Source organism: Sphingomonas astaxanthinifaciens DSM 22298, from assembly GCF_000711715.1.
GTDB lineage: Bacteria > Pseudomonadota > Alphaproteobacteria > Sphingomonadales > Sphingomonadaceae > Sphingomicrobium > Sphingomicrobium astaxanthinifaciens_A.
Genome location: NZ_JONN01000001.1, coordinates 1,501,427 through 1,514,462 on the forward strand (window position 1 = coordinate 1,501,427; position 13,036 = coordinate 1,514,462).

The following is a 13,036-nucleotide window of genomic DNA, read 5'->3' on the forward strand; positions in this document are numbered from 1 at the left end:
AATCGTTTCGCGTCTGAATCGCTTGGGGACGCCGCCCGGTTCCTTTATTCTGCCGCCCATGAACCCAGCCATCACCGCGGCGCTCGCCGCCGCCAACAAGCAGCAGGCGAGCAGCGCCGAACTGCTCGCCCAGATGAAGAAGGCGGGCGCTCATTCGAAGGCGACGGCGATCGCCCCTGACCTTTCCGCCAAGGGTGCCGACAAGGTCCTGAGGAAACTGGTCGAAGACGGCTACTTACGTGCCGCCGGAGACGGACGCTATTTCGCCGACAGGGAGCGGGTCGCCGAGAATGCGGCGACCGCGCGCAACGTCGCGCTGGTGATGCTCGCCTTCCTGCTCAGCGCGGGCGCGAGCCTCGTCGCCCTGCTGGTCCGCGCGGGCTAGTTCGCCACCCCGTCGGCGTCGAGCGCGTAGCCGGCGCTGCGGACCGTGCGGATAAGATCGGGCTCACCCAGTGCGAGGCGCAGCCGACGGATGTGGACGTCGACCGTGCGCAGCTCGATCTCCTCGCTGTGCGGCCACACGGTCTCGAGCAACTGCTGGCGCGAGAAGACCCGGCCGGGATGCTCGAGGAAATGGCGCAGCAGGCGATATTCGGTCGGCCCGAGGCTGAGCGTCTTGCCGTCGCGCTTCACCCGGTGCGCGGCGATGTCCATCTCGAGCCCGGCATAGTCGAGCGTCTGCGCGGCGAGCGCGGGACGGACGCGGCGGAGCACCGCGGCGGCGCGGGCGACCAGTTCCTTCGGACTGAAGGGCTTGGTAATGTAATCGTCGGCGCCGGTCTCGAGCCCGCGGATCCGGTCGTCTTCCTCGCCGCGCGCGGTCAGCATCAGGATCGGGAGGTTGGATGTCGCCGGGCGGCGGCGCAGGCGGCGGCAGACCTCGATCCCGCTGATCCCCTCGATCATCCAGTCGAGGACCATGAGGTCGGGACGGACCTCCTCGGCGAGCAGCAAGGCTTCCTCGCCGTCGCCGGTGCGGGTGACCGCATAGCCCTCGCGCTCGAAGTGGAAGGTGATTAGCTCGGCGAGCGAGCGGTCATCCTCCACCAGCAGCAGGCGACCCTGGCTGGCCATCAGAAGGCGATCCCTTCGGGGCCCTTCACGCGGTCGGCCATGTGCTGGCCGGTCGCCGCATAATAGACCATCTCGGCGATGTTGGTGGCGTGGTCGCCGACCCGCTCGAGGTTCTTGGCGACGAACAGCAAGTGCGCCGCCTGACCGATATTGTGCGGATTCTCCATCATGTGGGTGAGGAGCGTGCGGAAGACGCTGTCGTAGAAATCGTCCACCGCCTTGTCGCGCTCGGTCACCCGGACCGCGGCCTCGGCGTCGCGCTGGACGAAGGCGTTGAGGACGTCATGGACCATGCCGACCGCGATCCGCGCCATCTCGGGGAGCAACGACAGGGGCTCGATCTTGCCCGCATCCTCGAGCACCGCGACGCGCTTGGCGATGTTCTTGGCATAATCGCCGATCCGCTCGACCACGCCCGAGATCTTGAGCGCGGCGACCACGTCGCGCAGGTCGCCCGCCATCGGCGCGCGCAGCGCGATCAGCTGGATCACCCGCATCTCGGTCTCGACCTCGAGCGCGTCGATCTTCTTGTCTTCCTCGATCACCCGGAGCGCGCCGTCGGCGTCGCGTTCCGAGAGGCAGCGCATCGCCTCGATGATCGCATGCTCGGCCCGGCCGCCCATCTCGGTGATGAGCGCGCGCAGCCGATCGAGATCCTCGTCGAACGCCTTGAGCGTATGTCCTTGGCTTGCCACGTTTGCCGTCCCCCTCAGCCGTACCGGCCGGTGATATAGTCTTGGGTGCGCTGCTCGCGCGGGTTGGTGAAGATGTCCTTGGTCTTGCCGTATTCGATCAGCTCGCCGAGGTGGAAGAAGGCGGTCCGCTGGCTGACCCGCGCCGCCTGCTGCATGTTGTGGGTGACGATCGCGATCGCGTAGCGGCCGCGCAACTCGTGGATCAGCTCCTCGATCTTGGCGGTGGCGATCGGGTCGAGCGCCGAGCAGGGCTCGTCCATCAGGATGACCTCGGGATCGACCGCGATGGCGCGGGCGATGCACAGGCGCTGCTGCTGGCCGCCCGACAGCGCCGTGCCGCTTTCGCCGAGGCGATCCTTGACCTCGTCCCACAGGCCCGCGCGGCGGAGGCTCTTCTCGACGATCCCGTCCAATTCGTCCTTGCCACTGGCAAGCCCGTGGATGCGCGGGCCGTAGGCGACATTCTCGAAAATCGACTTGGGGAAGGGATTGGGCTTCTGGAAGACCATGCCGACGCGCGCGCGCAGCTGGACCACGTCCATGTCGGGCGAGCTGATGTCCTCGCCATCGAGGGTGATCGTGCCGGTCACGCGAGCGCCCGGAATGGTGTCGTTCATCCGGTTGAGACAGCGCAGGAAGGTCGACTTGCCGCAGCCCGACGGGCCGATGAAGGCGGTGACCTTGTCCTCGTGAACCTCGATCGAGACGCCCTTCAGCGCTTCCTTCTCGCCATAGAAGACGCGGACGTCGTGGGCGCGCATTTTGGGCTCGGGGCCGCTGACGCTGTCGGGTTCGAGCGCGATTTCCGAAGGCTCGCCGTCGCGGCTCATCGCCTCGGGCTCGGGGACGGCCGCGACCGGCTCCTCCCCTTCGCGCGCGGCTTCGGCCGCGATGGCGGTGGAAGGAAACGGCACCGGCGAATTGGTGACGATCGGCTGTTTTTCATTCGACATGGGATCGCGGGCCTTACCAGCGGCGCTCGAAGCGGTTGCGAAGATAGATGGCGAGGCCGTTCATCAGCAGCATGAACAGCATGAGGACGATGATCGCCGCGCTGGTCTTCTCGACGAAGGCGCGGTCGACTTCGTCCGACCAGAGGAAGATCTGGACGGGAAGCACTGTCGCAGGGTCGGTGAAGCCCTGCGGCGGCGTGGCGATGAAGGCGCGCATCCCGATCATCAGGAGGGGCGCGGTTTCGCCCAGCGCGCGGGCCATGCCGATGATCGTGCCGGTGAGGATGCCCGGCAGGGCGAGCGGCAGCACATGGTGGAAGACGACCTGCATCTTCGACGCGCCGACGCCCAGCGCCGCGTCGCGGATCGAGGGCGGCACCGCCTTGATCGCATTGCGCCCGGCGATGACGATCACCGGCATGGTCATCAGCGCGAGTGTCAGCCCGCCGACCAGCGCCGCCGAGCGCGGCAGGTGCATGAAGTTGAGGAACACCGCGAGGCCCAGCAGGCCGAAGATGATCGACGGCACCGCGGCGAGGTTGTTGATGCTGACCTCGACGAAATCGTTGAAGCGGTTCCGCTTGGCGAATTCCTCGAGATAGACCGCGGTCAGCACGCCGACCGGAAAGGCCAGCCCCATGGTCACCACGATGGTCAGGAACGAGCCCTTGAGCGCGCCCCAGACACCGACGGCGGTGGGGTCGGTCGCGTCGCTCGCAGTGAGGAAATTGGCACTGAACCCGCCCACGCCGCGCACCGTCATGGTGACCAGCAGGAAGACGAGGAAGGCGAGGCTGATCAGGACCGCGGCGAGCCCGAGCGCCTTGAACCGGCGCTCGGCGGCGTAGCGACGCGCCACCCGCTTGTTCATGGTCTCGCTCGACCAGCGCGAGGCGGCCTTATTCATAAGCTTCCCGGTAGCGGCGAACGACGCGCAGCGCGATGAGGTTGAGGAACAGGGTCACCAGGAACAGCACCAGGCCGAGCGCGAATGCCGCCAGAGTCTTGGGGCTGTCGAACTCCTGGTCGCCGGTCAGCAACTGCACGATCTGGGTGGTGACCGTGGTGACGCTGCCGAAGGGATTGGCGGTGAGATTGGCCGAAAGGCCCGCGGCCATGACCACGATCATCGTCTCGCCGATCGCGCGGCTGACCGCGAGGAGGACGCCGCCGACCACGCCCGGGAGGGCGGCGGGCAGGATCACCTTGCGGATCGTCTCCGAGCGGGTCGCGCCGAGCGCGAGGCTGCCGTCGCGCATCGCCTGCGGCACGGCGGCGATGCTGTCGTCGGCCATGGAGCTCACGAACGGAATGATCATCACCCCCATGACGAGGCCCGCGGCAAGCGCGCTTTCGCTCGAGGCGCTGCTGATCCCGATGGCGAGGCCCAAGTCGCGAACCATCGGCGCGACGGTGAGCGCGGCGAAATAGCCGTAGACCACGGTCGGAACGCCGGCGAGGATCTCGAGCAGGGGCTTCAGCACCGAGCGGACCCGCGAGGCGGCATATTGGGTGAGGTAGATGGCGCTCATCAGGCCGAGCGGGATCGCCACGACCATCGCGATGATCGCGCCGATGAACACCGTCCCCCAGAACAGAGGCACCGAGCCGAAGGCGCCCGACGAGCCCGCCTGGTCGGCCCGGATCGCGGTCTGGGGCGACCATTGCAGCCCGAACAGGAAGTCGGTCGCGGGCACCTTGGAGAAGAAGCGGATCGTCTCGAACAGCAGCGACAGCACGATCCCGAAGGTGGTCAGGATGGCGATCAGCGAGGCGGCGACGAGCAGCCCCATCAGCCAGCGCTCGACCCCGGCCCGGGCGCGCAGGTCGACACCGATCCGCGACAGCGCCCAGACCCCGCCGGCAATGGCCAGCAGTAGCGCGAAGCCGCCGCCGATCAGCCCATATTTGCCAAGCGCCTGGCTGTAGACCGGGACCAGTTCGCGGGCGAGCGGGGTAAAGGCGAGGTCGGTCCCCCCGGTCGCGACCGCCCGAGCCTCGTCGAGGATCGAATCGCGCGCGAGATCGAAGGCCGGAAGCTGCTGGCCGGCCGGACTTGCGATCACTGCCTGCTCGACCAGCCCGGTCTGGATCGGCGCCCAGACGGCAAGGAACAGCAAGGCCGGGACCGCTGCCCAGATGAAGGCGAAGCCGCCGTGGTAATTGGGTAGGCTGTTGAGCCGCTGCCGGCCGGCCCCGGCACCCTGGAGCGCGGACGCGCGCCCCCGCCCGACGACGAACACCGTCGCCGCGACAGCGAGAACCAGGACCAGGCCGAGCAGCAGGCTCATTCGTTTCTGCTTACTTGAGCGACGCGGGGTCGAGCGGGGTGAGGCCCGTCGCGGCCTTGTTGGCCGCCTCGGCGTCCGCACCCTTGAACGGCACGAGGCCGCGCTTCTCGAGCAGGCCGCCGGTGCTCCACTCCTTGGCATATTGCGCAAGGAAGGCCTTGATGCCCGGCTTCACCGCTGCATGCTCGCCCTTGACGTAGATGTAGAGCTTGCGCGCACCCGGATATCTGAGGTTCGAGATGGTTTCCTCGCTCGGCAGCACGCCATCGATTTCGACCGGGCGGATCTTGTCGGCATTCTCGGCGAGGAAGCTGTAGCCGAGGACCCCGATGGTGCCCGGATCGGCTTCGACCTTCTGGACGAGGAGATTGTCGTTCTCGCCGGCTTCGACGAACACGCCGTCCTCGCGCACCTTGGTGCAGACTTCCTTGTGCTTCTTCTCGTCGCTCTTCTTGAGCGCCTTCATGGCGGGATCGCTTTCGCAGCCCTTGGTCAGCATGAGCTCGGCGAAGCTGTCGCGGGTGCCGCTGGTCGGCGGCGGGCCGAGAACGCGGATCTTGAGCGCGGGAAGCGCCGGATTGACGTCCTTCCAGGTCTGCGCCTTGTTCGGACCCTTGCCGAACGGATCGGCAGCGACCGCCTTGTAGATGTCGGCGAGGCTGACCTTGAGCGGCTGGGCCTGGTTCGATTCGATGAGGGTCAGGCCGTCGATCCCAATCGGGACCTCGATGACCTGCTTGGCGCCGACCTTGGCGCAATCCTCATATTCGCTTTTCTTCATCGGGCGCGAGGCGTTCACCATGTCCGGGAACTTGCCGCCGACGCCTTCGCAGAACAGCTTGATGCCGGCACCCGTACCGGTCGATTCGACGATCACGCTCTGCCCCGGATTGGCCTTCTGGAAGGCTTCCGCGACCGCGGTCGTAAACGGATAGACGGTCGACGAACCGACGATCTTCAGCTGCGACGATGCAGTGTTGCTGCCGCCCCCGCCGCACGCGCTCAGCGCCACCGCAAGCGGAAGCGCGACCCAAATCCTGGTCATGTATTGATCTCCCATTGGGCCCCTCGGCCCCCGCCGAGGCGCCTTAGCGTCAGTGCGGCGACCGCAATGTGACGTGGACGTTACAGACTGATGACATCGCCCCCGTCAGGTCTGTGGAAGCCGCACCTCGAACTCGCTTCCCTGGCCGAGGACGCTCCGAATCTCGAGCAGGCCGCGGTGGCGTTCGACCACCTGCGCGACGATCGCGAGGCCGAGGCCGGTCCCGCCGCCGTCGCGGCTGCGGGCCGCATCGACCCGATAGAATCGCTCAGTCAGCCGCGGGATATGCTCGGCAGGAATGCCGTCGCCATGGTCGCGGACGATCAGCTTCTGCCAGCTCCCCGCTGCCTGGAGCGTAACCTCGATCCGCTCCCCCGGTGCCCGGCAACCGTAGCGCAAGGCATTGCCGAGGAGATTGTCGACCAGCTGGCGAAGCTGGGCGGTGTCGCCGCGAACGGACGGCAGCCCGGCCTCGAGGTCGAGGGCGATCTCGCAGCCGCGCTGCACGGCCAGCGCCTGCACCGCCTGCGCGCTCTCGCGCACCACCGAGGCGAGCGAGACCCGGTCGCGGGGGCCACGGAAACGGTCGGCCTCGATCCGCGACAGGCTCATGAGGTCGCGGATGATGACCATCATCCGGTTGGCCTGCTCGTGGATCTGCTTGCCGAAGCGGCGGCGGATCGCCTCGGGGACCTCGCCTTCGTCGGCCAGCGTCTCGGAAAAGCCGATCACCGCCGCCAACGGGGTCCGCAATTCGTGGCTGGCATTGGCGACGAAATCGATCTGGGCCTTTTCCGCGGCGCGGCGGGCGCTGCGATCGACCAGCCGGACCAGCAGCAGCGCGTCCGGAAGCGGGGTCAGCGCCACTTCCCAGCTGCGTTCGACCCCGCCGATGCCGCGCACCTCGAGCTGGCCTGCGCGGCCCGACAGGATGGCGTCGAGCGCCTGCGGATGGCGGATGGCAAAGCGCACGTCCTGCCCGACGAGCTGCTGGCCGAGAAGTGCCGCCGCCACTCGGTTCGCCGCTACGGTCCGCTGCCCCGACACGAGCAGCGCGGGTTCTTCAAGGGCGTCGAGCAGCGCGAGGACCAGCGGAGGGACGGACATGCCTCGCCGGGCTAGGTCAAGCGCTCCCGTCAGGCAACCTGCTGGGCCCGCCAGCGCTCGAACAGGCTCGTGCTTTAGGCACCGACCCCAATCAGCACCAGGTTCGGATAGGACCATACCGCCAGAGCCGCGTCGAAGGCGAAGCCCATCACCGAGAGATTCCGAATCGGCTTCGATTCGGTGACCGGATGGTGGGACCTGTGGTGGTGGATCGAACCGGGGCGCCTCGCGCCGGTTCGTCGTGGTGGAGAGGGCTGGATTCGAACCAGCGTACGCTTGCGCGGGCAGATTTACAGTCTGCTGCCTTTAACCACTCGGCCACCTCTCCACGAGGTCAGGCCGGGCGCCAATGCCGCCCGGGGGGATGCCTGTCAACGCTCAACCGTCAGCGACGCACCGCTTCGTCGAGCCGGCGCACCCCGAGGCCGAGCATTCGCGCCGCGCCCGGATCGAGCGGAAGCGGGGCAAGGCGGTCGGCGCCCGGCCGCTCGCGCCCGATCAGATAGGCGGCGCTAGTGCGGCCTTCGCCGGCGCCTGCACGATAGGTGGCGTTGAAGGCGATCACCGGCACGAACAGGCTGCGCCCCTGCGCCTCGTAGGCGCGAATCGCCGAGCGCGGCATGCGGATTTCGTGGCTGACGGTGGCCGAAGCCATGGGCGCGATCTCGTCGATGCCTTCGGCGGTGCTGGGCGCAAGCGCGAAGAAACGGCTGAGTTCCTGACCCTGCTGGTCGCCCGCGTTGAGCGCGAGCGCCTCTACCACGATGGCCCGGGCGCCCGCCGCGCCGCCGTTGACGATCACGAGGTCGAACCGGATCAGCGCCTCCGCCTCGTCGAGCAGTATCTCCCGCACCGCGAGGTCGAGGTCGAGCCACGGCCGCAGCCGCCGGCTGACCACCGCACCCACGGGCGCGGGCTGCGGGGCTGGCGCCGACGCGGGCGCGGGCGGTGCGGCAGGCGGCGCGGGCGCGGGCGGTGCGGCAGGCGGCGCGGGGCGAAGTCGGGTCGTGACCACGCCCGCCGGAAGCGTCGAACTTGGCTCAGGGGCGGCGGGCACCGGCCGAGCCGACGGCGCGGGCGACCTGGCGGGCGGCGCCGGGCGCGGTGCGGGCGCGGGGGCCGGCGGCGCATCGGGCGCGAGGAACAGGGCGCGCCCCAGGTCCCCGCCCGCGGGGGCGAGCCGCTGGCGGCGCGACCGCAGGGCCAGCGCCAGCGCAATGCCCGCCAGCGCCGCGCCGATCATCCACGGCCACCAGCCGAAGCCGGTCGCGGGACCGGAGGCCGGAACGGCCGGCTCGGACACGGTCAGCGGGGCAAGGTCGGGCGCTGCGGTGGTGGGGGCGGGTTCGGCCGGCGCGCTGGTTGCGGGCGGAAGAGCCGAGGGCAATTCGGGCGCCGGGCTCGGCGTGGTCTCGGCCGTGGCCGGCTGCCGTGTCGACACCGTCGGCGCCGACCGGGTGACCTCGGCGGCAGGCGCGGCCGATGGCGGCGGCGCGGCCTCGGCCCGGGGCGTGGCCGGCCGGGGCCGGGTGGTGGAGGGCGCCGGCGCGGGCGCCGGATCGGTGGCGGCCGGGGCCGGTTCGGTCCGAGTGCCGGGCAGCGCGAAATCGCGCAGCTGCTCGGGACCCACCGTGCCCGCGCGCGGCGGCGGCGCCGGGGTCACGACATTGGCCGGACCCGGCGCAGTCTGGGCGAAGGCCGCCGTGCTCAGCGAGAAGCAGGCGAGGGCAATGCAGAGTCGAGCCACAAGGCGTTCTAAATCATCATCTTGACGAGGAAGAACGCCCTTTGGACCAGCCGCGTCGCGACCACAAGCCGCAAGCCTGTCAGCGAGCGTCGACCAGCACCAGTTCGGCGTCGTGGTCGCCCTCGATCCGAAGCTCGGTCTCGCCGGTGATGGCGATCCCGTCACGCGCGCCAGCTTCCTTGCCGTTCACCCTGACCGGGGCGGAGGGCACGAGATAGAGGTGCCGCGCAGGGTCGATCGCGAGGGTCACCGCGCCGCCGCCGCGCAGGGTCGCACCGAGGATTCGGGCGTCGGCATTGATGGTCAGCGCGCCATCCTCGGCATTGCCGCTGGCGAGAAGCTGGAAGGCGTTGTCTCGTGCTTCCCGCGGGAAAGGCATCGCGCCCCAGCTCGGCTTGACGCTCGGCCGGTCGGTTTCGATCCAGATCTGGAACAGGGTCGTCTCTTCGTCCTCGAGATTATATTCGGCGTGGACGACCCCGTCGCCCGCGCTCATCACCTGGACGTCGCCCGCCCCGGTGCGGCCCTTGTTGCCGAGGCTGTCCTGGTGCGTGATCGCGCCGGTCCGGACATAGGTGACGATCTCCATATCGCGATGAGGATGCGGCGGAAAGCCCGACTTGGCCGCGATCCGGTCGTCGTTCCAGACGCGGATCCGACCCCAGCCCATCCGGCCGGGATCATAATAATTGGCGAAGGAGAAATGGTGGCGCGCGTCGAGCCAGCCATGGTCGGCGTGGCCGAGCGACTTGAAGGGGCGGATGTCGATCATGAGCCGCTAATTGGGCCTCTCCCGGACGGCCCTCAAGTGTCAGGCCTGTAACCGCAGGCGGGCCGAATATACCGCGGCCTTGTCGGCGTAATGGAGCGCGCTTGCCGCGAGCATCTGGCGCTCGGCCTCGCTCAGCGCCCGGACGATTCGCGCCGGCGCGCCGACCAGCAGGTGCCCGGGCTCGTAGGTCTTGCCCTCGGGGACCAGCGCGCCCGCGCCGACGATGCAGCCGGCGCCGATGAAGGCCCCGTTCAGCACCCGCGCGCCCATCCCGATCAGCGCTCCGTCGGCAACCGTGCAGCCGTGGAGGATCGCCTGGTGGCCGACCGTCACCCCGCGCCCGATGGTGAGCGGCGCATGGGGATCGCTGTGGCAGACCGCGCCATCCTGGACGTTGCTCTCGTCGCCGATCAGGATGGGCGTGTTGTCGGCCCGAATCACCGCTCCGAACCAGACGCTCGCCCGCGCGCCCAACCGGACATCGCCGATGAGGTCGGCCGAGGGCGCCACCCAGCTGCCTTCTCCAAGGGTCGGTCCGATGTCGTCGAGCTGGTAAAGCGGCATGACCGATGGTGTAGCGGTTGGACAATCGTCGGCAAAGTCGCTCTTCCAGATTGCCTCGGGCTTCGCTAGCGCATTGCGATGCCTGCATTCCTCGATGGCGGCGGCGAGTGCGGCGCCCTGATCAAAGCGCGTGACTGGTCGGACAGCCTCGGGCCCGTCGCCGGCTGGCCGGTCAGCCTCAAGGCCGCCACCGGACTTCTCCTTCGCTCGCCCGTGCCGATGGCCATGTTGTGGGGCGAAGAGGGCATCATGCTATACAACGACGGCTATTCGGTCATCGCCGGCGGCCGCCACCCGCAGCTCCTCGGTTCACGGGTGCGCGAAGGCTGGCCCGAAGCCGCCGAGTTCAACGACCGGGTGATGAAGGTCGGCCTCGCGGGGGGCACCTTGTCCTTTGCCGATCAGGAATTCGTCCTGCACCGCCACGGCCGGCCCGAGGCCGTCGCCTTCAACCTCGATTATTCCCCGGTCCTGGGCGACGATGGGCGCCCCGCCGGGGTGCTCGCCATCGTGATCGAGACCACCGCGCGCCTCCGCGCCGAGCGGGAGGTCAAGTCGCGCGCGGCCCGGCTCGCCTTCTTCGATTCGCTGTCCGAAGCGATCCGGGATCTGTCGTCGCCGGTCCAGATCATGTCGGAAACCGCCCGGCTCCTCGGGCAGCATCTCCAGGCCTCGGTCGTCGCCTATGCCGACATGGAAGCCGACGAGGACGTCTTCACCATCCGCGGCAGCTGGGCCGCGGAGGGCTCGCCAAACATCGTCGGCCGCTACACGCTCGAAACGTTTGGCCCGACCGCCAATCACGCGCTTCATGCCGGCAAGCCCTTCATCACCCGCGATTCGCTTGCCGAATTGGGTCCGGTCGAGGCGCGGGCGCTGCTCGACCTCGGCCTCGGCGCAACGGTGTGCATGCCCTACCATCGGGCCGGCCGCCTGATCGCGCTGATGGCAGTGCACCAGAAGGACCCGCGCGACTGGACCGCGGACGAACTTGGGCTCATCGCCGAAGCGACCGAACGCAGCTGGGCCCATGTGGTGCGGGTCCGCTCCGAAGCCATCCTGCGCGAGAGCGAGACCCGATTCCGCAACATCGCCGATCACACGCCGGTCATGTTGTGGGTGACCGACGAGACCGGCTACTGCACCTATCTCAACCGGACCTGGTACGAATTCACCGGCCAGTCCGAGGGCGACGGCGAGGGCTTCGGATGGCTCAACGCGGTCCATGAAGAAGACCGTCCCGGCGCGGAACGCGCCTTCATCCAGGCCAATGAGGCACAGAGCGGCTACGAGACCGATTTCCGGCTTCGTCGGCACGACGGCAATTTTCGCTGGTGCATCGATGCCGCGGCGCCGCGCTTCGACGCATCGGGCGAGTTTCTTGGCTATGTCGGGTCGGTGATCGACGTCCAGGATCGGCGCGAGGCGGTCGACCAGGTACGGCGCAGCGAGGAACAACTGCGCGCGGTGATTGACCAGATGCCGGTCGGGGTCGCCCTCGCCCGCATTCCAGGTGGCGAGATCCTCGTCTACAATCAGGCGATGGACGAGATACTCGGCCACCCGTTCCTGTCGGGCGGCTCGGAGGGCTACGGCGGCTACGGCGGGCTCGACCCCGACGGCAACGCGCTCGCGCTCGAGTCCTATCCCCTGTGGCGCGCGGTCAATCGCGGCGAAACCGTGATCGACAACGAGATGATTTATCGCCGCCCCGACGGCCGGATCGTCAGCCTGCTGTCCCAGGCAGCACCGGTGGTCGGCGACGACGGCAAGGCCGACATCGCCATCGTCGCGGTGCAGGACATCAGCCAGCGCAAGCAGGCCGAAGCGCACCAGCAACTGCTGATCAACGAGCTCAGCCACCGCGCCAAGAACCTGCTCGCGATCATCCAGAGCCTCGCCCAGCAGAGCTTCAAGGGCGACGGCACCGCGGCCGAGCAGCTCGCCCGCTTCGAGGGCCGGCTGGGCGCGCTGTCGGCCGCGCACGGGATCCTCACCCGCGAGAAATGGGAAGCCGTCCCACTCCGCCGCCTGATCTGCGACACCTTCACCGCCGTCCGCGCCGACGACGACCGCCTCCGCCTCGAGGGTCCCGACCTCATGCTCTCGCCCAAGAGCGCGGTCAGCCTCGCCATGGCGATCCACGAGCTCGCCACCAACGCGCTCAAATATGGCAGCATCGGGGTCGAGGACGGAACGGTCACGGTGCGCTGGCGCGCGGAGGAAGGCCGGCTCTACCTCGACTGGAAGGAGCACGGCGGCCCGCCGGTGACCGAGCCCGCCAGCCGCGGCTTCGGCAGCCGGATGATCGAGCGCGGCCTCGCCGCCGAGCTTGGCGGGTCGGTCAGAATCCTCTTCGAACCCGACGGGGTACGGTGCGTGGTCGACGCCCCGATTCCCGACCATGGCTGAGCCCCGCCGCATCCTGCTGGTCGAGGACGAGCCCGTCATCGCCTTCGCGCTCGAGGACCTGGTCGCGGACCTCGGCTACGAGGTCGTCGGACCCGCGTTCCGCCTGCCTCAAGCGCTCGACATTGCTACCGCCGAGCCGCTCGACGCCGCCATTCTCGACGTCAATCTGAACGAGCTGACCAGCTATCCGGTCGCCGAACGGCTCCACGCCCGCGGCGTCCCCTTCCTGTTCGCCACCGGCTATGCCGAGAGCGGAGTCGATTGGCCGCACGAGGTGGCCGTGATCGCCAAGCCCTACACGCGTGACCAGGTCAAAGTCGCGCTCCGGAGCCTGCTCGGCTGAGCACCGCCTTGAGGCCGGGTGGTCGCGCGT

At 68.8% G+C, this 13,036-nt stretch carries 13 protein-coding genes and 1 tRNA gene; 3 read left to right on the forward strand and 11 right to left on the reverse strand.

What is annotated here, in order from left to right; all coding sequences use genetic code 11:
- Nucleotides 1-58 precede the first annotated feature (58 nt).
- A complete protein-coding gene (locus BS69_RS0107720) occupies nucleotides 59-385 on the forward strand; it encodes a hypothetical protein (protein ID WP_029941384.1) in 327 nt (108 codons plus the stop codon).
- On the opposite strand, the gene phoB is transcribed toward BS69_RS0107720, so the two are convergent.
- From phoB to BS69_RS0107775, 11 genes are all read right to left on the reverse strand, one after another.
- Entirely contained in the window at nucleotides 382-1,077 is a 696-nt protein-coding gene (gene phoB / locus BS69_RS0107725; protein ID WP_029941385.1) for a phosphate regulon transcriptional regulator PhoB, read from the reverse strand. The genes BS69_RS0107720 and phoB overlap by 4 nt on opposite strands.
- Nucleotides 1,077-1,772, reverse strand: a complete 696-nt coding sequence (gene phoU, locus BS69_RS0107730; protein ID WP_029941386.1) for a phosphate signaling complex protein PhoU — start codon at nucleotides 1,770-1,772, stop codon at nucleotides 1,077-1,079. The genes phoB and phoU overlap by 1 nt, the downstream gene beginning before the upstream one ends.
- 14 nt (nucleotides 1,773-1,786) lie before the next feature.
- A complete protein-coding gene (gene pstB / locus BS69_RS0107735) occupies nucleotides 1,787-2,533 on the reverse strand; it encodes a phosphate ABC transporter ATP-binding protein PstB (RefSeq protein WP_051676750.1) in 747 nt (248 codons plus the stop codon).
- Between the two features lie 205 nt (nucleotides 2,534-2,738).
- On the reverse strand, nucleotides 2,739-3,632 hold the full coding sequence (gene pstA / locus BS69_RS0107740; RefSeq protein ID WP_029941388.1) for a phosphate ABC transporter permease PstA: 894 nt from the start codon (nucleotides 3,630-3,632) through the stop codon (nucleotides 2,739-2,741).
- A complete protein-coding gene (gene pstC, locus BS69_RS0107745; protein ID WP_029941389.1) occupies nucleotides 3,625-5,016 on the reverse strand; it encodes a phosphate ABC transporter permease subunit PstC in 1,392 nt (463 codons plus the stop codon). Before pstC ends, pstA begins: the two co-directional genes overlap by 8 nt.
- Nucleotides 5,017-5,026: 10 nt before the next feature.
- Nucleotides 5,027-6,061 carry a substrate-binding domain-containing protein gene (locus BS69_RS0107750; protein WP_029941390.1) on the reverse strand — a complete coding sequence of 345 codons (1,035 nt, stop codon included), beginning with the start codon at nucleotides 6,059-6,061 and terminating at the stop codon, nucleotides 5,027-5,029.
- Nucleotides 6,062-6,166: 105 nt separating this feature from the next.
- A complete protein-coding gene (locus BS69_RS0107755) occupies nucleotides 6,167-7,168 on the reverse strand; it encodes a sensor histidine kinase (RefSeq protein WP_051676630.1) in 1,002 nt (333 codons plus the stop codon).
- 242 nt (nucleotides 7,169-7,410) lie between these two features.
- Nucleotides 7,411-7,496, reverse strand: a tRNA-Tyr gene (locus BS69_RS0107760).
- Between the two features lie 57 nt (nucleotides 7,497-7,553).
- The gene (locus tag BS69_RS13695) at nucleotides 7,554-8,915 is read right to left on the reverse strand and encodes a hypothetical protein (RefSeq protein ID WP_029941392.1); all 1,362 of its coding nucleotides are present in this window, start codon (nucleotides 8,913-8,915) and stop codon (nucleotides 7,554-7,556) included.
- 79 nt (nucleotides 8,916-8,994) lie between these two features.
- The gene (locus BS69_RS0107770) at nucleotides 8,995-9,687 is read right to left on the reverse strand and encodes a pirin family protein (protein WP_029941393.1); all 693 of its coding nucleotides are present in this window, start codon (nucleotides 9,685-9,687) and stop codon (nucleotides 8,995-8,997) included.
- Nucleotides 9,688-9,726: 39 nt separating this feature from the next.
- Nucleotides 9,727-10,251 (reverse strand): gamma carbonic anhydrase family protein, encoded by a 525-nt coding sequence (locus tag BS69_RS0107775; RefSeq protein ID WP_029941394.1) that lies wholly within the window; start codon nucleotides 10,249-10,251, stop codon nucleotides 9,727-9,729.
- Nucleotides 10,252-10,329: 78 nt separating this feature from the next.
- On the opposite strand from BS69_RS0107775, the gene BS69_RS13700 reads away from it, so the two are divergent.
- Entirely contained in the window at nucleotides 10,330-12,663 is a 2,334-nt protein-coding gene (locus tag BS69_RS13700) for a PAS domain S-box protein (protein ID WP_051676631.1), read from the forward strand.
- Nucleotides 12,656-13,006: a response regulator gene (locus tag BS69_RS0107785; protein ID WP_029941396.1), complete on the forward strand. Its 351-nt coding sequence runs from the start codon at nucleotides 12,656-12,658 to the stop codon at nucleotides 13,004-13,006. Before BS69_RS13700 ends, BS69_RS0107785 begins: the two co-directional genes overlap by 8 nt.
- Nucleotides 13,007-13,036: the final 30 nt, after the last annotated feature.